Below are 20,297 nucleotides of genomic sequence, written 5' to 3'. Positions count from 1 at the left end.
GGGCAATGGGGTTCATTGTTTGACGGCTTGTTCGACGTTGTAGACGGCAGCGGCAAGTGTGATCTCACGGAACTGGCGGTACCATGCTCGCGCTCGGACAGCGGAGCCGTACGAGCGCTTAATCACCGAGTTCACGGTCTCACACACCGACCGCTGATTGTAGAGGTCGTCTTCGATACGCGCGTTGTGCGCGTGACCGTAGGGAGCGAAGATACGGTGCTTAATCAGCGGTCTAACGCCCTCAGCGCGAAGTTCTTCGCGGAAGCTCATGTCGTCGTAGCCTTTGTCCGCAGCGAGACTCCGCAGGTCGCCTGCGTTCCGCAGGGCGACCTGCGGGCCGATGTTCGTGCCGTTTGCCACTTCGTGCTGCAATGGACGTCGATAACCGCGCCTTGCGCGGTATCGACAAGAAACGTGGCTTGGATAGTTTGTATTTCACGGTCGCACCGTGTGAGGTAGTGATTCGACGCCTGTCGGCGGTCGAAGTAGGTGGCGTCGATGGCGGCGCGATCGTTCTGGTCGAGCAGCTCCGACGAGAGTCGGAGCAGCTCGTGCCAGATGCGCATCGGCGCTCGGTCGAAGGACTTACACAGCGCGGATGGGCCGGGGAACTCGCCGCGCTCTAAGACGAGCGCGGCTCGTACCCTCTCCATCTCCTCGGCCCAGTCGATCACTTCTTCGAGCGTCGCCTCCATGTGAAGCCGAAGAAAGTGCAAAACGGCGTGCTTCCAGCCGGCAACTCCGTTGCCGGCAGGATGACTGATCTGCATCACCGCTGCATCAGTAAGTTTTCGTGCTATCGAGACAGCCTGTTTAACGAAGCGGAAGAGTACCTTTTGCACAACTGTACTCTCCCGCTTCATCTCTAACGTTCTGACGGACTACCGCTACGCCGTCGGTGGATTCAATAGAACCGTTGTCTCCCGAAGCGAACAACCGGTCTGATAGAAGCGGACGGCTCTGTTGAAATCCTTTAGCGTTGATATTCAGAAGAGCCACTCTTCCCACCGGGTTCCGCGGATCCGATGCGAAACTAGCTTCTGAGCAAATCGCAAGACGGCAAGAGGGTTTCAACAGAGCCAAGCGGACAGCGAACGCCCTGGCGGATGTTGCCGTCCGTTCGTTCTCCCAAGATTCTTCTAAATCTGCTGTATAGATCTTGCTGAGCAGGTATATGAGCATCTTACCCAAGAAACTCAACGATCTGCTCACTTCTCAAACTGGCTCAACTAGATATTCACATGATATTCTTGTGGTATCAGTTGAGATAGATTCGGTGGAACTCCCCAGTGACGGCGTCAACGATGTACGTCAACTGTTGTTCCGCGGTGGTCGTGCACGTTACGACGTGAAATGGACGATAGATGCGGATATCATCGACGACAGTTAGATCCGGAGCCGAACCAATGCGCAGTTCCTTTCGAGCGAGATTCACCAGATGACGTCGCGCCGTCCGCTCCGGGTCGATAGACTCATCCGCCGTGGGCACGACCGCGTCCTCGGCAATAACTGTCTCGGTGGGATCTGGTGACTCATCGATGAACATCTCCTTGTTATTGCAGAGATCGACCCCGCAGTACACACGGTCGTCGAACTCGTCAAGAAGTGCCTCTGCGTGGAGGTCGAACTCGAACACGCGGTAGGGATAATACACCAACTTCTCAGCCGTCGCATCAGCCATTTCTGCGTCCGTCTTGACGAGCGTCTCCTCCGCGTCCGTCGACGAGACGTCCGTCTCGAACACCGCAACTGTCGTGTGTGGGGAGGTAGTTGCCATAGTTAGTCGTCTGCTGGCTGTTGGGTGACCGCCGAACTATCAGTGGCCGTCATCGAGTGAGTGTTGTCAGCGGCAAGATATTCGCCGATTGATCGCGCCTCAGGGGCAAGCGATCGCGCCGATTTTTGGGCGGTACCCTGTGGCGCCGATTCGGCTCGACGAGCACGCTGGACGATCGAAATAGCTTGACCGGCCGGTGGTTCCGTGATTAGGGTTACCACAATCATCAACAGGGCTGACCCAAGAATCCCTGCGAAAAAGGGATGGATTGCGGACACGGACTGGAGGTCTTGCACTGTCCAGATTATATTGGTCCCTGCCCCACCAATCATCGCCGCAAGCGCACCTTGCCAGTTAGCACGATCCCAGTAGACGCCAGCCACATTCGGAACTAAAAACGCTGTCCCGAGTCCGCCGAAGGCGAACACGACTAGATCGAAAATTCCTGGTGGTTGCACAGCTGCGATAATCACTCCGACGACACCGATCGTCAGCACGAGCATCCGAGACCAGAGGAACATTTGATCGTCAGAAAGATCGTCAGCGGCGAACCGCTGGACAACGTCGCGTGAGAGGATCGACCCCGCCATGATGAGTAAGGAGTCGGCGGTACTCATGACCGCAGCCATCAGAGCTGCGAGAATAATAGCCGCCAAAATACCCGGTAGTAGGGACGTGGCAAGGCGGATCACTGCCATCTCAGGATCCGAAAGATTCGGCAGAAGAACGATCGCCATCAAACCGAGGATGTAGGGCTGGTAGATGAAGAACGTGTTATAGAACACGTTCCAAATAGCCGCTCCCTTTGCTGTGTCCGGGTCTTTCATGCTCAGGTGTCGGACAACTGCATGGGGTAGACCCATGTACCCGATAGAATAGATAAGGACAGCACCCGCAACCACGCCCCACTCACCTGCGTGGGCGAATCCTTTCCCCCAGATTGAGAGATAAGTTGGGTCTTTCGCCGCAATCTTGTTGACAAGTGAGCTGGGCCCGCCGACTTCGATAATTCCTGCGATCAAGATCACGTTCATTCCTATCGCCATCACGATCGCCTGGAACGCGTCGGTCCAAGCCACCGCCAAGTATCCGCCGACGAACGTATATAGGACGATAATCCCTGCGCCGATACTGAGGCCGTAAATAAACGGAAGACCGCTAATCGCTTCAATGGCTTTGCCTGCTGCGATAAACTGTGCAATCACGTACGCTGAAAGGAATATAATCGCGATCGTGGCACCAACAACACGAACACTCGCGTGCATGTAGCGGTCTTCCAACCACTCAATCGGAGTGAGGGATCCGAGTGCTTCCGTGACCCGACGCAGGTTCCGTCCGAGAACGGCGAGGTTTACGAGACCGCCACCAAAATCACCTGCTGCGTACCAGAGAGCCCAGAGCCCTTGTTTAAACGCAAGTGCGGGGCCGCCCATGAACATGAATCCGCTCATCGACGTTGCTTGTAGCGTAAGAGCAGTAACGCCACTTCCGATTGTTCGGCCACCGAGCAAGTAGTCGCTGAGGTCGTCGAGTTTTTGGCTGGCAAGATAGCCGAAGCCAAGGAGGCCCAATAAATACCCCACGAACGGAATGACGAGCATCCAATTCGTCATACCGCATCCACCTCCTGCGCCCGATTTTCAGCGCGTTCGTCGTTCTTTCTCATCCGATAAAGGGTGATGAGCGCAACAGCCCACCAGAACGGGATCCATCCGAAGATGATAACCCCCGTACTGAGGTCGAGTCCTGCACTCATCAGTATTCCACCCCGATGGCAAGTATTCTCCTATTTGGCAACTTTTCCGTATACTGTCCTCCAATTATGCCTTGTTTTTGCATATTGTCCTCCACCCTGAGTGTGGGTACCATGGGTCATAAAAGTTAGGGTTAGAGAGAGAATGTCAACTCAGTCGACTATCGAGCTGGTATCGATTCTTTCTGGTGAGGCCACTGTACTGACTCCACAGCCTCTACAAATGAAAACACCATTTGAACCATGAAAATTGGCACTGACTTCCCCATCCGCAGTATTTAATCTGGAAATCAGTTTCAAACTCTTTAGAGCCGATCTACTATCGGTTTAAAATGAGTTGGATATTTTCCAAAATAAGGTCCCAGCGAAAGCCGTAGATGAATCGACGATTCGACTCCCCTTGGCGGTCGATCAAGAGAAGTCGTTGACCGTCCACACTGACGACTTGCGAGCGTACGAGCCACTCAAAGAGGACGACGCATTCATCCGTGAATACGTCTTCCACGATGACGGTGAACACGCCGACGAAGGGGTCCACGTCAGTACCTGCAAAAGCTACCGTCGCGTCAGCAACGCGTGGCTCTCGCTGCATCGAGCTATCTCGAAAGATAAGCAGACATAGTCTATCAGAGCGTTCCAGCTTTGACGAGAAGGCTCTGTTGAAATCCTTAGTGAGTTACAGGTTCAGTCGGTAGTTTGAGTAGATGCAGACCCTCCCAAAGTCTTGGTTGCTCCGATTTGTTGAAGAAGCATAATTCAGCGTTTCACGGAAAGACTACGTTAGAGAACTAGATACCCCTAGTCTGGATTTTTTCGTTTTCAGGTAGTTCAACGTTCGCGTCGCCCTTCATTCCCTTGCCGAGGTTCCTCGAGGTTTCGGCGAGTCGTTCGGGGTCATCCCAGTTGTTCACGGCCTCGACGATGGCTTCGGCCATCATTGGTGGGTTCTCAGCACCGAAGATGCCGCTGCCGACGAAGATACCGTCACACTCGTGATGCATCATGAGCGCGGCGTCGGCCGGCGTCGCGATGCCGCCCGCCGCAAAGTTGACGACCGGCAGCCGACCGCGTTTCGCAGTCTCGTGGACCAGTTCCACGGGCGCCTCGATCTCGCGGGCGTATGCCTCGCGCTCTTCGTGGGTCATTCCCTCAAGCTTCCGGATTGCGCTTTTGATATTGCGCTGGTGATGGACCGCTTGGTTGACGTCGCCGGTGCCAGCCTCGCCCTTCGTACGGATCATCGCAGCGCCCTCTGAAATACGTCGGAGGGCCGCGCCGAGGTTGCGCGCGCCGCAGACGAACGGCGCGGTGAACTCGCGTTTGTCGATGTGGTAAGCGTCGTCAGCAGGTGTCAGCACTTCGGACTCGTCGATCATGTCAGCGCCGATTACCTCAAGGATCTGAGCCTCCTTCGTGTGGCCGATACGAGCCTTCCCCATCACTGGAATCGAGACAGACCCAACAATCTCCTCGACGTCGGCAGGGTCGGCCATTCGGGCGACGCCGCCGCGCTTCCGGATGTCCGCGGGCACCGCTTCCAGGGCCATCACGGCGACGGCGCCCGCTTCTTCGGCGATACGTGCTTGTTCGGGATCGACGACATCCATGATAACGCCGCCCTTCTGCATCTGGGCAAATCCTTGTTTAACGAGATCTGTTCCATACTTGAGGTCATTGAGGTCATTCATGAGTACCTTATATATTTATATCATTGTAAAATCTACAATCTTATTCGAATATTTCATTAATTGCAGAATCAAGAACTGATATAGCTTTATTTATCTTGTCTGAATTAATGCAGAGTGGCGGACTCAAAAGGACCTGAATGTCAGGACGGCCACTGCCAAATAGGACACCATTTTCCGCAGCGATTTCGCGAACCTGTTTAACTGGATTTTCACTATCCTCAATACGTGGATCAACAAACGGTTCACCTGTTTCTGGGTCCGTGAATTCGACGCTCCACAAGAAGCCGCGTCCGTGGACAGACCCAACAGCCTCATATCTTTCTTCGATCTTTTTAAGTTCATTCTGGAATTCGTCTTCCAAAAGTTGAACATTTTCGATGAGCTCATCTTCGTAGACATCTAATGCCCCAAGTCCGGCTGCACATCCAACAGGATGACCCGCAAATGTCTGGCCGAGTTCAAACCCTGTCTCCTTGAGCCAACTACCGATTTCGTCGCTTGCGAGCACTCCTGCGAGTGGAACATAAGCGCTTGTAACTCCCTTTGCAAAGGTTATCATATCTGGCTCAACGCCTTCAGTCTGAATACCAAACCAGTCCCCACATCGACCAAATCCAGCAATGACCTCATCCGAAATTAAGAGAATGTCATATTTATTACACAGTTCTCGAACACGTTCAAAGTATCCCGGTGGTGCAGGGTACGCACCACTCGTACCAGCAACCGGTTCAGTAAGAATTGCTGCGATCGAGTCAGGTCCTTCGTTCCGGATAACAAACTCGAGATGGTCTGCTGCTTGCTGACCGATTTCCTCTGGTGTATCGCCATCGAAAGGAGACCGGTGGATCATGGGAGGAAGGAATTTTGCAGCACCAGTTACTGCAGCATGACGTTCAACAGTGGCCCGTGTCTCTGGATCACCAGTGAGACTGGCAGCTCCATATGTCGATCCGTGATACGACCGCCATCGGGTGAGAACTTTCTGTGATCCAGTATACTCGCGAGCAATCTGGATAGCAGTTTCATTTGCTTCACTACCGGAGATTGAGAACATCACATCCGAAAGGGATTCTGGAGCAATATCAGTCAGTCTACGTGCGAATTCAGTCCGTGTTTCATTTTTCTTGGCTGACGACACATATGGAATTTGTTGGAGTTGTTCAGTTATTTTCTCAATGATTCTCTCCTCATTATGACCTGCGTTCACGCAGTATAACTGAGACAAGAAATCGAGGTACTCAGTTCCATCTTCGTCGTAGACATATGCCCCTGATCCATCATTAATTGAAATAGAATCATCTTCAGGACTATACCAGTGGGGAATTGAATCGATCGGCGTATCAACGATTTCTGGCTGTGTGTTAGGCGCCATGTGTACATAGAAATTATCCATCCTAATAGTATTTTCCCATATATTGTTCAACTGGACCCAATATAGTTCGTATAACATCCGCCCAGATTGCTGGTTTAGAAAATATTATTATGCACCGCGGTAGTTTTCGAGTATGCCAGTACCATCCGTCTTTAGTTAAGACTCACACCTCGGTTGTGTAGCGGTAGCGAGCGTCTCTTGTAAGATTGGTCGTTGCTTGTGGATCTTTTGAGCGTCTTCGATCAGCCGGTCGAGCAGCGGCGGCGGTGAGTAGCCGAGGAACTCACCGAGTTCGTGGAGAATAAGCTGGGCGTGCGACCGAAAGGTCGCCGCCCAGCGCTCTGTCGGAAACACAAGCTCATCATCCGCCTGCTCAGTGACTAGATCCAACAGATCGCGGCTTACAAGCAGCGACAGCAGCGCTGCGTACAATAAGATCCTCACCACGTGTTCGTCACTCGTGTCGAACTCGTCCAATTCGTACTGCGTCTTCAGCTCCCGGAACAGTAACTCAACTTCCCACCGACAGCGGTAGATCTCCGCTAAATCCGCCGGAAAGAACTCTTTCCTCGCTAAATTCGTTATGTACAGGTGGTAGTCGTCGGCGTCCTCATTGTGGACGCCGACGACGCGAAATCGCTTCGTATCCAGCGACTGTGTCCCATTGTACGGCCCTCGTTTGAATTCGACTTCGACCTCTACATCGATGTATTTCCGGTCAAGATCATTGAGAACAGCTCGGAGCTGCTTGCCCTCTAAGGGAATGGCGCGGCCGCGCCATTCCCGTAACTCCCCCGTAATCAGCGGATTCGCGTTCTGCTTCAGCCGACTCACGAAGTAGCCGTCGTTTTCGTCGATCAACGCAAACCGGCGGTACTTGAAGTACGCGAGATCGAACAGCAGGAGGCGATTCTCAAGCCACGGCCCTGTTTTGAACAAGGTGCTGTCGTGCGTTTTCTCGTTAGCAGTATCGAGCCGTTCAATCGTCTGCTCTGTGGCATTATGGAGCAGGTGGAGCTTCGCTCCAGCCTGCTCCTCGTGGCGGGCTTCGAACTGGTCTGAGAGAAATTCGTGTAACCGTAACACCGTTCCATCAGCGATCATCACGTCTCTAAATCGGTCGAGATCAGCGTCAACAGCGTTAGGAACAGCGACCTCGTCGAGACCATGCTCGACGAGGTCGCGGAGGTACTCCGCAAGTGTCGGTGTCAACCGCTGATAGAATCCACCCGGAGAGATCGTCTCATCGGCAGTAGAGTTGTAACAGCGTCTAAACCCAGCGAGTGTTCGGCTTTCGCCTGCGGCGAAGCCGAACACGAACGCCCAAACGAAGGCAGGGATCTGGAGCTTGCGGTCACGTTCGACCACGCCGAGTTCCTCGGCGTGCTCTTCGAGGAACTCAGAGGGAAACAGTGTAGTGAGCCGACGCATAATCCGAGATGAGGAGTCCTTGTCGTGCACAGACTGGACTTCCTCATTCCTTCCGAAAGATGCCTCGATAAGCCGCCGCTATCACGCGGTTTCTCGCTTAACTAAAGACGAATGATGCCAGTACTCCTGCTTACCAGTGAGGAAGTCGCCGAGAACGCGCGCATAGAAGACGTGATCCCAGCAGTAGAGGATGCATTTAGAGCATATGATCAGGGAACTGCACAAATGCCGGCAAAGTCATACATTGACCTCAGCCAGTATAATGGCGATTTCCGATCAATGCCGGCATATTTAGCTGCGGACGAATGGGATGCAGCCGGCATTAAATGGGTAAACGTCCACCCAGATAATCCTACCGACCATGGTCTTCCTACAGTAATGGGAACAATGATCTACTCGGATCCTGAAACAGCCCGACCACTCGCGATTATGGATGGAACAGTCTTAACAAGGAAACGGACGGGTGCAGCCGCAGCAATTGCAACTGATTATTTAGCTGTGAACGATGCTACAACACTCGGTATTGTTGGCGCTGGGGTTCAGTCCTATTCGCAAGTAGAGGCAATCGCTGAGGTCCGCCCAATTCAGGAGATTACAGTCAGCGACCATGATCAAGCTCAAGTAGCTGAATTCATTGAATATTTTGACGATCGATTCGATATCCGAGAAGGAGAAATTCAAGATGCAGCATCGTGTGATGTCCTCTCTACCGTAACTCCTGTTCGAGAACCGATTATCTCTCGGGACGATGTTAATGATCACACCCACATCAATGCGATAGGCGCTGACGCAGAAGGGAAGCAGGAACTTGAGACACCTCTTACCCTTGACGCGAAGTTAGTTATCGATGATCACTCACAGACAACACACTCTGGTGAGATCAACGTTCCCTATTCATCAGGATCGCTAACCGATGACGATATTTATGGAGAACTTGGTGAAATTGTCACTGGGAATAGAGCAGGGCGAGAAGCTGATGACACAGTCACTGTCTTTGATAGTACTGGGTTAGCGATTCAAGACGTTGCTGCCGCACACGTTACATATCAGACTGCCTGTCAGAACGATAGCGGCTCTGAATTCGATTTACTGGGTGTAAATTAACCAAATATCTATTATAATATATGTGGCGTAATTCTACGCTCACCTTGAGATAGAGGCACCACAAACCGCTCTGAACGCGAGGCGTAGTCGCGACGTTTATACACCTCGTCAATCCGTTCAAGGGGCTGTGTTGAATTGCCATACGGCGTTGGATTTCACTGTTTGACGGCCCGCTTGATGTTATAGACAACACACATCAAGGCGATTTCACGGAACTCTCGATACCAGGTACGTGCTCGCACGGCGTAGCCGAGCGAGCGCTTGACAGCTGAGTTGACGGTTTCGGCCATTGACCGCTGAGCGTACCGATCGTCGTCAATGCGGGTGCTATGTGCATAATCGTACGGAGCGAAAATTCGGTGTTTGATCAGTGGGCGAATGTCGAGTTCACGCAGTCGTTCTCGAAGTTGTTGCTTGTCATAGCCTTTGTCAGCAGCAAGTGACCGCAGATCGCCCGCATTCCGGCGGGCGATCTGCTCGGCAAGGTCTGCGTCGCTTCCTTCTAACGTCGTCGAACAGTGGAGATCAAGAACGGCTTGCGTTGCTGTATCGACGAGCTTTGTGACTTTGAGCGTTTGAACGCGGTAATTCGTTCGGTGGCAGTAGTGGCGGCTCGCACGATTACGTTCGTAGAATGTTGCGTCGATAGCAGCGTGTTCAGAAGGGTTGTACAGCTGCGCCGAGTGGCGCAGCAGCACTCGACAGACACTCATCTCGATTCCATCGGACGCGCTGCGAGTCTGTCTTTTCATCAACAATTGTGATTCACTTTCGGCGTGACATGTCCGGCCGCTCTCGCGGCTAGCACGTAATGGTTGCGGCGAGATCCCAATATGTCGTTTTCTATCTCTCAAATTGGTCTATGAGCGTCTGTCGGAACTGTTCTTATGGCGATCATATTCGTAGTATCAGTATAGGATTCCGGCGGCTGGCATACGCGAGCCGGCCGGAATCGGGGGGCCGATGCAATGAGTACCGACCAACAGGCGCCACGTCTGATCGGAAGGGTACAACTACACGACTACGACCCGCTGGCAGACGTCGACGAGGATCAGGTCCTGCGGTGCCGGGGCCCCGAGACCGACTCCATGCTTCCAGACGACCACGATCGCGAGCGCCAGCACAGCTCACCACGTGAGCAAATCGATGCTCTCGCCGAACAGTACGGCGTCGACGTCGACGACCTGTTGATCCAGAGCCGCCGCCGCGACCCGATGTACAAAGGAACGAGCGCGGATCACGCGAAAGCCGAGTGGTTCGCTCGGCTTTGGGAGCAAGCCGTCGAGCAACGCGAGAGTGACCATATCCACGTCCGCGGCGTCCACTACACGGTCTACATGTCCGATATGGACGTGGAACCGCCGACGGACTGCTCGTGGGAGACCTACGACAACACACAGAAGTGCTACGACTACCTCGAGGAGTGTGCCGTTCTCGCACGGATCCTCGGCTACATCCCGCTCGACGGAATTATCGACAAGCGCGCCGATACCAGGACTGTCACCGAGTACGGCGACCACAGTCTCGAGCCCGACCCGGAGGGGTTGACCGCCCCGACCGGTGTTTCGACGCCCCAGATTCCTAGTCCCGAAGCCCGTGCCGGCCTCGTCTTTGATCCTGAGGAAACCGAGTACTCCGAGTGGGCTGCCGAGCGCGTGGCCTCGAGCGCCCGCGAGCAACTGTCGTTCGACGAGGTCCGACAGTCGCCGTATCACATCGAATTGTGGTCCGAGAAGACGCTCCCCGATTACATCCGCGATGGGGGCGGGCTCGCAGCGGAGTGTGGGTTTAATGTCATGGTCGAAGGCGAGGGCGACCTGTCGCTGACCGTCGCTTACGAGCTAGCCCAGCGGATCGAGGCCGCGGGGAAACCGGCCGTGATCCTGTATCTCGCCGATTTCGACCCTAAGGGCTACGATATGCCAGCGAACATGGCAGGCAAACTCGCGTGGCTCAAACAGCGCGGCGACCTCAAGCAGCGTGTCGTAATCGAACGGCTCGCAGTCATGAAAGCCTAGATCGAGGCGCTGGACCTCCCACGAAAGCCGATCGAGGAGAGCAGGGCGACCGGCACCGGCGGCATCGCGTACAACCGCCGAATCACCGAGTGGGAGCAAGAACACGGCGCGACCGAACTCAACGCTCTCGAGCAACACCCCGACAAGTTCCGCTGGATCGTTCGCTCGGCGCTCGAGCGGTATACGGACCCGGACCTTTCCCACAAGAACGAACGGCGCGGCGACGAGTGGGTACACGACGTTCAGGCCCGCATCGAAGAGCGGCTTCGCGAGGCCGGCGTCGACGATCAACTCGAAGACATAGAGCAGTGGCTCGAGGACTTCAACGAGGCGTATGCGGAGGTCGCCGACGTTTTCGAGCGCCTGCGCGGGATGCTGGACGATGAGTCGGCGATCGGCGCGTGGGAATCGATGGTCCAAGAGCTACTCGGTGGGATCGAGTACCCAATCGCGACGGTTCCCGACGGCGAGGCTGCCCTTCCTGAGGACTCGATCTACGACTCAAGTCGCTCCTACGCGGAGAACAAAGCCCGGATAGACCGGTATCGGGCGTCTGAGTAGACGTCTGTCGGCGACGCCGTCCAGAACATCCGCGAGCAGACCTCGAGAATCGCCGAGCGCGTATGACCATTCCTGAGTGCGACGCTGCTGACCGCCTCTGCAGGCTTGGGACGAACAATGGGATTGTTTCAGCAGATACTGTCGCGGTTCCGAGCCTGTTGGAATCTGGGCGGGGTTGATAACATTCAAGCCGAACATATCCGCTGTCACGTTCCCATAGCGCGACAGCAACCAACAAGACACCCACCCGCCCTACTGATCCACCCCGGTCTTGTCCATATCCGCCCAGCGGCCATCCCTTTGTGCCCGTCTGGGCGGCCTTGAGGTTTCCAACGGCGACTATCACAGTCAAATATCCTGAATTTTCATGTATGGGCCCACCGATCGAAACGAGACCAGCCTTTATTTCCATGCCAGAACCAGACCCATCTGTTCGGGCGATACTCACATTCACTGTGGCACCTCCCCCCCCCACCACCCCCATGCCCGGGCAACCACTGAGTCGTCCCAAGCGTTCACTACGCTACCGTGTAGGAGTATAGTCGTTGAGCTAATACCGTTCACTCGAAGAGTTCATCAACGACTTCGGCGGGCTCGAGGTTGTACTCAACGAGGGGTCCGCTGCGAACTGTCACGCGTGTTCGGCAAGTTCGGGATCCGCGGCTTCGTAGTAAACGCTGAACTCGGTCAGTGCAACTACGACGAGGAGATCTTCGCGACGATCGTCCAGAGGCATCACTATCGCTGGCCGCGGCTTCTGGCATGAAGGTCAGAGTCGCCACTGCCAGTGTAGTCGGCCGCAAATAGTGAAGATGAGATGGTTATGAAGGGGTACCCTCTCCGTATCCGATCTATTATATTAGTCTTGGAACAATGCTTCTCCGAATTCGTGTGATTATCGCGCATCACGCTCGGAGAGAAACTTGAAAAGTTCCTTTCGTTGAGGACGGAACATACATTCCCGCGGCAGTTTTATATACTAGTTTCTCCCCCTCTGGAGAATTGATCTCAACCACCCTTCTAAACTACTCTCCGGCGCAAATCACCGATAATGCGATATCTCCCCCCGAAATTTCAGGTGCATAGTGGATACACGCGTAAAATGAGTGGGACCTCCAAGACCAGTCAGGCCAAGACTGAAGATCTGACCTTATCGCGGCCGCATTAGGATATGAAAGTCTCGTTAACGTGACACACGGTAATGCTATCGAAGATACCTCCGAGAATCAAGACTCAGAGAACGTATTCGCAAGGAATCGGGACTCATGTTCAATAGCGAAAAGAACCAGTCTACAATATCTTGACATTCACGGTTAATATACGTCAGTAAGTGTGGTGAAGAGTCTCTTGCACGCCGATTGTATCAACTACTGCGGGACCTATGGAGTCAAGTGAGGTAGACAATGGGCATCATGGCGGTCAGTCTTCAAGTAATTCTTCAGTTAGGTCCTCAGCCCTCTTTTGTCCGATCCCATCTACCTCCTCAACCAAGGTTTCGGGGTCGGCATCATAGAGGTCCTGAGGCGTTTCTATGCCGAGGTCGTGGAGTTGATCAGTGTTATTCTCGGTGATTCCATTGAACTGAGTCAACTCGTCACCGTACTGGTTCTGGATCAAGGCTTCTCGGTCAGTGTATTCTCCGTAGAGATCGACAATGGAACTTCTGAACTCTTTCCGGGTGTTCTTTCTTTTGTCGGGTCCAAGATTGCCGGGGTCGTAGCCTTCGTCACGACGTTCGTATTCCTCAACGATGGAGAGGTCAAAGGTGGTCTTTGGGCTTTGTTTGAACTGAAGTTTGACCTCGATGGAGTCCGTTGAGTCTAAGCCGTCGAATAAAGCCCGGACTGAGTTGAAGTAGAAGCCGTTGTCCAAGCAGTCCTGCACAAACTGGTTTTCTCTAAGGCCGCTGCCCTTGAACACGGCGTCGGTGATGCCTCGGAGTTGTTCGTCTAGCTCTTCTTCAATCTCTTCTTCTTCTTCGAACTCGGCTTCTTCCACCTCTAGGACGCCGCCAGTTTCACCTGTTTGTTTTATCCCCAACTCAAGGACTTCTTCAAACCTCCATTCGCCCGGTGCTTCTTGAAGAAAGGTGTTGAACATCTCGACGCTGTCCTCTGCCGGGATAGTTTTCAGGTTGAAGTTGATTCTCTTGATGCTCGGCTTCCGTTCTTTGAGCCTCTTGCTTTCCCAGTCGTCAAAGAAGTCGCTTGCTGCGTTGAACTCGTCTGAGTAACGGTACTCTTGTGTTCCCTGCCAGACCTCGTCGTCTTCCGTCTGCGTGAGAGAGACGGTGATAGAACGTGTCTGTGTGTTTTGCAGCGGACGTCGGGATGGGCTGCGGTCCTCGTACTGGAGGTTAATATCGAAGCCGTCGTCGGTGCTGGCTACGCTCTGCACCTCTAGTTCTTTGTTCTCGTTGTACTGGTAGTTCGTATTGATAGTCCTCTCTAAATCCTGTACCAGGTCCTCTTCGTCGGCTTCAGTCTCGAAGATGAACGCGGTTGCCTTCTTGCGTTTGTCTTTCTCCAGAACGTCTTCTTTCAGCGATGTTGTCTGGTCATACCCGAGGAAAATTCGGCGTGTTAGGTTGGCGAGATCCTCTGTCTCACCGGAGTGTACTAATACGTGGGAGTGCCGCCGAAAGAAGCTCTGTGCCTTGTCTCTTCCGTACTTTTCATCAACAATACTTTTGTAGTCCTGGTCGCTGGGATACTCCTTCATACTTAGTCCTCCGTGAGGTCTTCTGCGTAGGATTTGTACTCTACCTGCGGCAGCTCGGTGAATCGGAAACCCTTGTCTGGCGGCAGAATATTCTCTAGTGAATCAACGGCTGAGTCGTAGGTCTCGTCAGCATTTTCGCCTCCATTAGGTAAGTACGAGTATACCCATACTTCGTCGGTGTCAAGCCCGTCGTTGTCACGCAGCGAGTAGTACAGGAATTCCAGGCTGTCTTGATTAATTCCACCAGAGTTGAAGACGATGCTGACGTCAGTTGTATCGGTATCGGTGCCGTTGAGCTCTGTTTTCTGAAGTTTGGCGTATACGTAGTCGGAGAATAGATACTCAAAAGAGATTGTGTCACGGCGTTTAGGAGCGGCTCTCGGTTCCTGAAGAGATGGATAGTAGAAGTTGAGCTCGGCTTCTACAATATTATCGCCCTCTGTGTGCTTCTCTTTGATTTCCCTGTATTTGTTCTGGATGCTGGCAAGACGGTTCAGTTCTCTATTCCCGAGGACCAGAATGTGGCTGGGCCCTCCACCTCTCTTGACCTTGCAGCTTTCAACGTAGGCTTGGAAAGCTTCGTGGTCGTATTCATCGTCGTTGGTGAAGGCTCCTAGGATCGCTGTGTCTCTCCGCCTGTTCTCGTAGTTGTTCAGCTTCTTATCAAAGTCCTCTGACCTAGTGGAACACTCTAGGGCTGTCCGGACTTGCTTGGCGTCGCTCTGCAATGAACTCGGACCCCAGCTTTCCCACTGCTTGGATTTTGACTCCACAATGACACCTCTCTCGGCGGAGAGGTAGGGGTCCTCATACGCCATATAGCCGTCAATGCCGTGTTCGTCTCTTTCGTGTTTCCGGGAGGCGCAGTCGATGTCCCTTCCACCACCGATATACTCCCAGTTGAACTCTTGCAGTAGAGCGATCAGCCTATCTTCGGCTCTGTTGCCTGTATTGCGGACTTCTTCACCCATCGTATGCCTCCCGAGTAATTTCCTTTACTTCAGACCACAGCGGGTCCTCCGACTCCAGGCTGGAGTACAGCCTCACGGTACCACTCTGGAAAAATCCGAATGTCGCTTCTTGCGACGGGGTCTTGATGTTTGCACGCAGGATGGTGATGTCGCTGCTGTGTGAGTCAATCAGTTCGCGGATACGCATATCTCCGACATCCTTGACGCTGTAAGTCCCGGAAAGGCCGCCCTCAGCCTCGAAGTTCTGTATGCGTATGCTGGACACATCAACCGCCCACTCTCTGTTCTGTAGATTTGCGTATATCCGGTCTATCGGGAGCTGTGTCTCGGTTATTGAGAAGCTAAAATCGCTTGCCTCACCGATCCTAGAAATCAATTTGTTTGTATCGCTCTGGTCGGAAAAAATAGAGAGGAGACCGATATCAAAATCAAGCTGGAAAGGTATCAAGAGTGTCTGATTAATTTCTCTGTCTACAACCTGCTGTGTGGACGCGTCAAAGGTCTCTGTCTTAACAGGGGTCTTCTCAACGAAGTGCCCGGCAATAGCCATTTCACCGGAGTTTGAGATGTTGAATCCGTATGATCGACTCTCTGAGAATGGTAGGCTTTCAAGTCCGTTCAGAGCTGCTTGATGATTTTGCTCACCTGGCTCCAGTATCGCCAAGTTAGCGTTGAAAGGTGACTCTGTGATCACGATGCCTTGTACTACTGTTACCCCCTGAATATATCTTGTCACTATAAATTGCTCTGAGGCAAATAATCTGAGAGATGGGAGGATCCAATTAGATCTAGTTGCTCAAAGGTATCCGTCGTCGTTTCTTGCGTGGGTTTCTAATTCCTCACGCCGCAGTTCTCGTTTCTCCTTATCAGTGAGCTCGCTGTAGTGTTTCTCAATAGTTTCCTCGGACACGTCGCACCGGTCGCTGATCGTGTGTAGCGAAACCCCCTGTCTTCGTAAGTTGGAGATGTAGCCATGTCGGAGAGCTACAGGAGGCTTGCTGAACGGGCACTTCACTGCACAGTCGCTGGACTCTATTGCCTCACACTCTTCCTTGGTTCGACCTTCCGGGCATCCATTCCCAATCACACAGGGCCGACTCCACTTGTAGACGTACTTCCGAATGGAGGAGTCCGACAATCGACCGTGAGTTGTGGTAAGGAGGGGAGAACGGCTGTTCTCAGTAACATCGACTCGGTTAGTATCGATGTAGTCCTGAAGGACTAAGGCAGCAGATTCAGCCAAATGAACCGTGTTCTCGCTACTTTTCTTGTTTTTGAGCCGTGTTTCGGCCTCTCCATCCACGCGGTGGTGGAACTCGATGTATGCCTCATCCTCATCTAAGTGGACGTCCTTGAGGTCAAGTGCGCGAAGTCCACTGGGACGCCTCCCTGTTGCAGCGAAGAGTACCCAAACAGCGTGTTCACGGGTTGCGTACTCGTATTTTTCAAGATGTGTGAGAATCGAGTTGAGTTCGTCGGAAGCGAACTCGATATCTCGTTCTCCTTCACCTGGATCGAGCGTCGGGATCTCGATCTTCGCATACAGACGGGGAGTTACCGCGTCAATCGACTCCAGGAATCGCAGGAACTTCCGGAAGAGGTACATCTCATCTCGCATCGTCTTGTTCGACAAGGATCCTTCACCGTCATGTGCCTTATCGCGCCGCCAGATCTTGAAGTCATGAATGACACGGCCATCGAATTCGGTGGTATCTTCGACATCGTTCTCATCACAGAAATCCACAAATCGGGTCAGTTCCCGTTCGTACTCATCAAGCGTATTTGGGGCCAATTCCGACTTCTCGTTCGCCAGGAACTTCTGCACCGCTTCGTTGGGCGAAAGCGGCTTCAGGTTGGGACCAAATTCTTGGAGCACCCGCTGAAGCTCGTTCGAGAGCTCGGAATCGGCCGACATCAGCACCCACCTCCAGAGAAGTGCTTGTTTTTCGCGCTGTACTGTCGCTCACGAGTTGTGCTACGTCGCATGCAAGCGACGAAAATCTTGAAAAGTCCCTTTGGGTGAGTACCAAAACCGCTTTGAGACCTCTCTTTTATAAGCCAACAGTATGGTCGAGCACCTCTGGGACCTTAGTGAGACAGACGCCGATGAACAGCGTGTACTGAGTCAAAAGGAGCGAGAATTCCTGATGACCGGTGATTCAGGCACGTACACGTACGCGGAGATGGAACGCCGTGTCGCTACAAAAGCGGCGAAACTCTCGGACCGCATCCAGCAACTGATTGACGACGTATCCCTGCTATACTATCGTGGAAACCTCAGCGGGGAAGACGTCCAAGTCTGGGAGGATCTCTCCACCATCAATAACAGATCACGGGACGTGCGAGATTCCCCCGTCGCTCGAACAACGCATCAAATTCCCGGTGATGAGACAGATCTCGGGTTCGAACTCGGAACTCTGATACGGATGATCCATGAAGAGCCAGTCCCCGCCAACCTCGTATGGGGGACCATCGTTGGACTAATCGGCGAACCGAGTGAGGAATGGGAACGCGAAGCTGGCCGCCTCGTAGACCTATTCGACCAGTTAGAAGATTACTACGAGTGGCGACTAGTCTCCGCAGGCACACAGGCCCACGAAGACGACGGATTTCAGGAAGAACGAGACGAAATCCGAGAGATCCTACGAGAACACGAATTTGCGCCGGCACCCCCGGTTGTGGACGCGATACTGGAGGAATACACTAAGAGTGGGCCAAGTGGTCGGTTTGAAACCACCAAGAAGTCATGGCAAGCGGATCCATCTCAAACCGAACACCCAACTCCACCTGACGAAATGCCGTCTGAAGCTGAGATGCGTCGAACCACCTTCGAGACCATCATAAGCAAATTCGCCGACCAGACATCACTCCCGGCTGTAGATCGCCTAGCCAAAGACCTGAGGGAGGACGCGATCCGCATTCAGAACCGTGAATGGCGAGGGGTTGACCCCGACCAAGCATTCCAATTGGTGGGTCGAAAGGGTGAAGCACAAATTCAGGAGTTCGAGCAAACAGAGACGAAGGGTCAGAACAACATGACGACTGCCCTTCGAAGACTTTCGAATGACGATTCAAACTGGGTGAACCGTCCGGCCCTTCGAGAGAATCAAGGCGAGAAGTCGTTGTGGCAATTCACACCGTATGGAGAACTACTCTATGAAGCACGGATTAAGCATAATTGCTCCACGAACTGGATTTACGAATTCATTATCAATCCAGAACAAGTCAATGAGGGCGTATATCAACTCATTTCGGATGTCTTGAACGGATCGTAGTTCTATCTAGACAACCTAAAACACTTAGTGAATACACAGAGCGAATCGTCCGATCGGACTTACCAAAGTTTCAACGGCCAAGATTGGGACAGCGAATAGGCGGGTAACACGTTCATCTGGGACGTCGTCGATGGATACGAGCTACAGCGAGTCTGCTTCTCCCATCAGGTACAGCCACCCGAACAAGACTCCAAGCGTGAACAGGTAGTGTACCAGCAGGGAAATGAGGACTGTTGACGTGAACGTCAAGACAAGAGGGACAACCTGCGTCATCAGATTCGCCTGCGTCCACTCCACAATCGACGGGTTCTGACTAGTGTTCACACATCTATATCCTGTATTCAGCAAGTCGAAGAAACGCTACGACACCCCTCCAATTATTACGCCCACAGCCCTACAAAGACGTATGACCCTCCCCGAGTACCTCCGTCGGCACCACGCTGCGCTTAACCAGCTCCACCGAATGTTCGGCGACCCGCCCGCCGACGCCTCTTGTACGGGAGAGACCAGTCCGGAAAAAAAGACGGTACTCTTGATGCGGAAATTGAAGAGTTAGAAGCTGAATTGAAGTCAGAGTTGAAATAAGATTGTTTGAGGCTCTGTTGACCTTCCTGATAGAGGTCTTATACCGACATAGTATCAATATCCCTGCTACGGAAGTCATCACGTTTATTTAGGCGACTGGATGGTCATTGCTGCGATGAAAGGCTACGACAAACGCTTAGCTGCATCACACTTGAGATAGACGTTGATAAGCGGCTCATCAAACAAGGACCCATATCACGAAGTCACACCCGAGTATACTGCCTTCGGAAAGTTTTATGCACTGCCCCAACAGTAGTGTATGTATGGCAACTGCGAACCCGAATGGGACTCCGACTAAATCCCTCGCAACAGTGGTTAATCCGGAAACGGATGATTTGACCATTGAGTTGGAGTTCTATGACGAAACTATGGAAGGAGTTGAGGGGGTCAGTATGCCGGATCCCCCTGAAGAATAGTAACTGCGTTCTTTGTTTTAGCTGTACAGAGAGATTTGGCTTGCAGCCTGTTTGATAGCTTGCCGACCGTGACTTTGGATGTGTTTGCTTTCTAGTTCATTAGAAATCGATTTATAAAATGAATCACTCCTCTCAATTGAGTCTCTCAACAGAAGAATGTCTCCTTTCTGGTAGTTTGGGAAGTAATCACTAAACGCTGCGTGCTTACCACCCCAATTCCCTCGTTGTTTCAACCGCTGAACCGGAACTGCTAATTCATTTTTGTTGGGGATGTAGTTCACACCAACTGGGCCAGCATGCTGCATACAATTCCGTAGGGCAAGCAGTTCGGGCGCAGTATTCATGAGAGAATACTGGTTTCCATTGATATAGGGGTCACATTGCACCACAAAACCCCAGAGTGCGTGTAGAGTATTGATATAATTATAGACTTCCCACTGGGCTTCGAAAATCCGGAGGTACTTTACTTCGGAATCGGCAAGGAAATAAGAAGTATCATCAGTAGTTTTAACACTCTTGATTTTCCCAATGCATTCACTACGACGGGATCGGAGGTTCATACAAAGCGCCTCCATTTCAATAAGTTCCTGTGCAGCCTTCTGGACACTCGCCATAATGTCTTGGT

The 20,297-nt window shown here is 52.7% G+C and carries 16 protein-coding genes and 4 pseudogenes; 6 read left to right on the top strand and 14 right to left on the bottom strand.

Annotated features, from left to right (window positions below; genetic code table 11):
• Window positions 1-12: 12 nt before the first annotated feature.
• The 5 genes and pseudogenes from NATPE_RS08780 to NATPE_RS22680 all read right to left on the bottom strand — a co-directional run bounded on the left by NATPE_RS08780 (window position 13) and on the right by NATPE_RS22680 (window position 3,533).
• Window positions 13-863, bottom strand: a pseudogene (locus NATPE_RS08780) (IS5 family transposase).
• A 217-nt stretch (window positions 864-1,080) separates the two neighbouring features.
• Window positions 1,081-1,182 (bottom strand): annotated as a pseudogene (locus NATPE_RS23550) (IS6 family transposase); the annotation flags it as partial.
• A 76-nt stretch (window positions 1,183-1,258) separates the two neighbouring features.
• Window positions 1,259-1,777 carry a hypothetical protein gene (locus tag NATPE_RS08775; protein WP_015298938.1) on the bottom strand — a complete coding sequence of 173 codons (519 nt, stop codon included), beginning with the start codon at window positions 1,775-1,777 and terminating at the stop codon, window positions 1,259-1,261.
• A 2-nt stretch (window positions 1,778-1,779) separates the two neighbouring features.
• Window positions 1,780-3,390, bottom strand: a complete 1,611-nt coding sequence (locus tag NATPE_RS08770) for a sodium/proline symporter (protein ID WP_015298937.1) — start codon at window positions 3,388-3,390, stop codon at window positions 1,780-1,782.
• Window positions 3,387-3,533, bottom strand: coding sequence for a hypothetical protein (locus NATPE_RS22680; protein WP_006182284.1), 147 nt, complete (start codon window positions 3,531-3,533; stop codon window positions 3,387-3,389). Before NATPE_RS22680 ends, NATPE_RS08770 begins: the two co-directional genes overlap by 4 nt.
• Window positions 3,534-3,888: 355 nt before the next feature.
• Here NATPE_RS22680 and NATPE_RS22185 point away from each other — a divergent pair.
• Window positions 3,889-4,149, top strand: a pseudogene (locus NATPE_RS22185) (IS1595 family transposase); the annotation flags it as partial.
• 169 nt (window positions 4,150-4,318) lie between these two features.
• Here the strand turns inward: NATPE_RS22185 and pdxS are convergent.
• The 3 genes from pdxS to NATPE_RS08750 form a co-directional block, all read right to left on the bottom strand.
• Window positions 4,319-5,218: a pyridoxal 5'-phosphate synthase lyase subunit PdxS gene (pdxS, locus tag NATPE_RS08760; protein WP_015298936.1), complete on the bottom strand. Its 900-nt coding sequence runs from the start codon at window positions 5,216-5,218 to the stop codon at window positions 4,319-4,321.
• Window positions 5,219-5,258: 40 nt separating this feature from the next.
• Window positions 5,259-6,590 (bottom strand): aminotransferase family protein, encoded by a 1,332-nt coding sequence (locus NATPE_RS21175; RefSeq protein WP_006182281.1) that lies wholly within the window; start codon window positions 6,588-6,590, stop codon window positions 5,259-5,261.
• A 156-nt stretch (window positions 6,591-6,746) separates the two neighbouring features.
• Window positions 6,747-8,021 (bottom strand): IS4 family transposase, encoded by a 1,275-nt coding sequence (locus tag NATPE_RS08750; protein ID WP_015298935.1) that lies wholly within the window; start codon window positions 8,019-8,021, stop codon window positions 6,747-6,749.
• A gap of 114 nt (window positions 8,022-8,135) precedes the next feature.
• Here NATPE_RS08750 and NATPE_RS21170 point away from each other — a divergent pair, with 114 nt between their 5' ends.
• A complete protein-coding gene (locus tag NATPE_RS21170; RefSeq protein ID WP_006182280.1) occupies window positions 8,136-9,125 on the top strand; it encodes an ornithine cyclodeaminase family protein in 990 nt (329 codons plus the stop codon).
• A 155-nt stretch (window positions 9,126-9,280) separates the two neighbouring features.
• On the opposite strand, the pseudogene NATPE_RS21165 reads toward NATPE_RS21170, so the two are convergent.
• Window positions 9,281-9,856 (bottom strand): annotated as a pseudogene (locus NATPE_RS21165) (IS5 family transposase); the annotation flags it as partial.
• A gap of 237 nt (window positions 9,857-10,093) precedes the next feature.
• On the opposite strand from NATPE_RS21165, the gene NATPE_RS23000 reads away from it, so the two are divergent.
• Window positions 10,094-11,143, top strand: a complete 1,050-nt coding sequence (locus NATPE_RS23000) for a hypothetical protein (RefSeq protein ID WP_015298934.1) — start codon at window positions 10,094-10,096, stop codon at window positions 11,141-11,143.
• 372 nt (window positions 11,144-11,515) lie between these two features.
• Complete coding sequence (locus tag NATPE_RS22995) at window positions 11,516-11,704, top strand: hypothetical protein (RefSeq protein ID WP_015298933.1); 189 nt, start codon at window positions 11,516-11,518, stop codon at window positions 11,702-11,704.
• A 1,419-nt stretch (window positions 11,705-13,123) separates the two neighbouring features.
• Here NATPE_RS22995 and NATPE_RS08725 read toward each other — a convergent pair.
• The 4 genes from NATPE_RS08725 to NATPE_RS08710 form a co-directional block, all read right to left on the bottom strand.
• Entirely contained in the window at window positions 13,124-14,425 is a 1,302-nt protein-coding gene (locus tag NATPE_RS08725) for a helix-hairpin-helix domain-containing protein (protein ID WP_006182277.1), read from the bottom strand.
• 2 nt (window positions 14,426-14,427) lie between these two features.
• Window positions 14,428-15,396, bottom strand: coding sequence for a hypothetical protein (locus NATPE_RS08720; RefSeq protein WP_006182276.1), 969 nt, complete (start codon window positions 15,394-15,396; stop codon window positions 14,428-14,430).
• Entirely contained in the window at window positions 15,389-16,090 is a 702-nt protein-coding gene (locus NATPE_RS08715) for a hypothetical protein (protein WP_241432767.1), read from the bottom strand. Before NATPE_RS08715 ends, NATPE_RS08720 begins: the two co-directional genes overlap by 8 nt.
• 102 nt (window positions 16,091-16,192) lie before the next feature.
• On the bottom strand, window positions 16,193-17,311 hold the full coding sequence (locus NATPE_RS08710; protein ID WP_006182274.1) for a tyrosine-type recombinase/integrase: 1,119 nt from the start codon (window positions 17,309-17,311) through the stop codon (window positions 16,193-16,195).
• 151 nt (window positions 17,312-17,462) lie between these two features.
• On the opposite strand from NATPE_RS08710, the gene NATPE_RS08705 reads away from it, so the two are divergent.
• Window positions 17,463-18,671 (top strand): hypothetical protein, encoded by a 1,209-nt coding sequence (locus NATPE_RS08705; protein WP_006182273.1) that lies wholly within the window; start codon window positions 17,463-17,465, stop codon window positions 18,669-18,671.
• 848 nt (window positions 18,672-19,519) lie between these two features.
• A complete protein-coding gene (locus NATPE_RS22175) occupies window positions 19,520-19,672 on the top strand; it encodes a hypothetical protein (RefSeq protein WP_015298930.1) in 153 nt (50 codons plus the stop codon).
• A gap of 17 nt (window positions 19,673-19,689) precedes the next feature.
• Here the strand turns inward: NATPE_RS22175 and NATPE_RS22170 are convergent, their stop codons facing one another.
• Complete coding sequence (locus NATPE_RS22170) at window positions 19,690-20,286, bottom strand: hypothetical protein (RefSeq protein ID WP_015298929.1); 597 nt, start codon at window positions 20,284-20,286, stop codon at window positions 19,690-19,692.
• Between the last annotated feature and the right edge of the window lie 11 nt (window positions 20,287-20,297).

The organism is Natrinema pellirubrum DSM 15624, from assembly GCF_000230735.2.
Lineage (GTDB): Archaea > Halobacteriota > Halobacteria > Halobacteriales > Natrialbaceae > Natrinema > Natrinema pellirubrum.
The sequence above is the reverse complement of the archived record's forward strand: the minus strand, read 5'-3'. Positions and strand labels throughout refer to the sequence as shown.

Coding starts and splice junctions, on each gene's coding strand:
- NATPE_RS08775 (WP_015298938.1), bottom strand. CDS start 1,777: ATGGCAACTACCTCCCCACACACGACAGTTGCGGTGTTCGAGACGGAC.
- NATPE_RS08770 (WP_015298937.1), bottom strand. CDS start 3,390: ATGACGAATTGGATGCTCGTCATTCCGTTCGTGGGGTATTTATTGGGC.
- NATPE_RS22680 (WP_006182284.1), bottom strand. CDS start 3,533: ATGAGTGCAGGACTCGACCTCAGTACGGGGGTTATCATCTTCGGATGG.
- pdxS (WP_015298936.1), bottom strand. CDS start 5,218: ATGAATGACCTCAATGACCTCAAGTATGGAACAGATCTCGTTAAACAA.
- NATPE_RS21175 (WP_006182281.1), bottom strand. CDS start 6,590: ATGGCGCCTAACACACAGCCAGAAATCGTTGATACGCCGATCGATTCA.
- NATPE_RS08750 (WP_015298935.1), bottom strand. CDS start 8,021: ATGCGTCGGCTCACTACACTGTTTCCCTCTGAGTTCCTCGAAGAGCAC.
- NATPE_RS21170 (WP_006182280.1), top strand. CDS start 8,136: ATGCCAGTACTCCTGCTTACCAGTGAGGAAGTCGCCGAGAACGCGCGC.
- NATPE_RS23000 (WP_015298934.1), top strand. CDS start 10,094: ATGAGTACCGACCAACAGGCGCCACGTCTGATCGGAAGGGTACAACTA.
- NATPE_RS22995 (WP_015298933.1), top strand. CDS start 11,516: ATGCTGGACGATGAGTCGGCGATCGGCGCGTGGGAATCGATGGTCCAA.
- NATPE_RS08725 (WP_006182277.1), bottom strand. CDS start 14,425: ATGAAGGAGTATCCCAGCGACCAGGACTACAAAAGTATTGTTGATGAA.
- NATPE_RS08720 (WP_006182276.1), bottom strand. CDS start 15,396: ATGGGTGAAGAAGTCCGCAATACAGGCAACAGAGCCGAAGATAGGCTG.
- NATPE_RS08710 (WP_006182274.1), bottom strand. CDS start 17,311: ATGTCGGCCGATTCCGAGCTCTCGAACGAGCTTCAGCGGGTGCTCCAA.
- NATPE_RS08705 (WP_006182273.1), top strand. CDS start 17,463: ATGGTCGAGCACCTCTGGGACCTTAGTGAGACAGACGCCGATGAACAG.
- NATPE_RS22175 (WP_015298930.1), top strand. CDS start 19,520: ATGGCAACTGCGAACCCGAATGGGACTCCGACTAAATCCCTCGCAACA.
- NATPE_RS22170 (WP_015298929.1), bottom strand. CDS start 20,286: ATGGCGAGTGTCCAGAAGGCTGCACAGGAACTTATTGAAATGGAGGCG.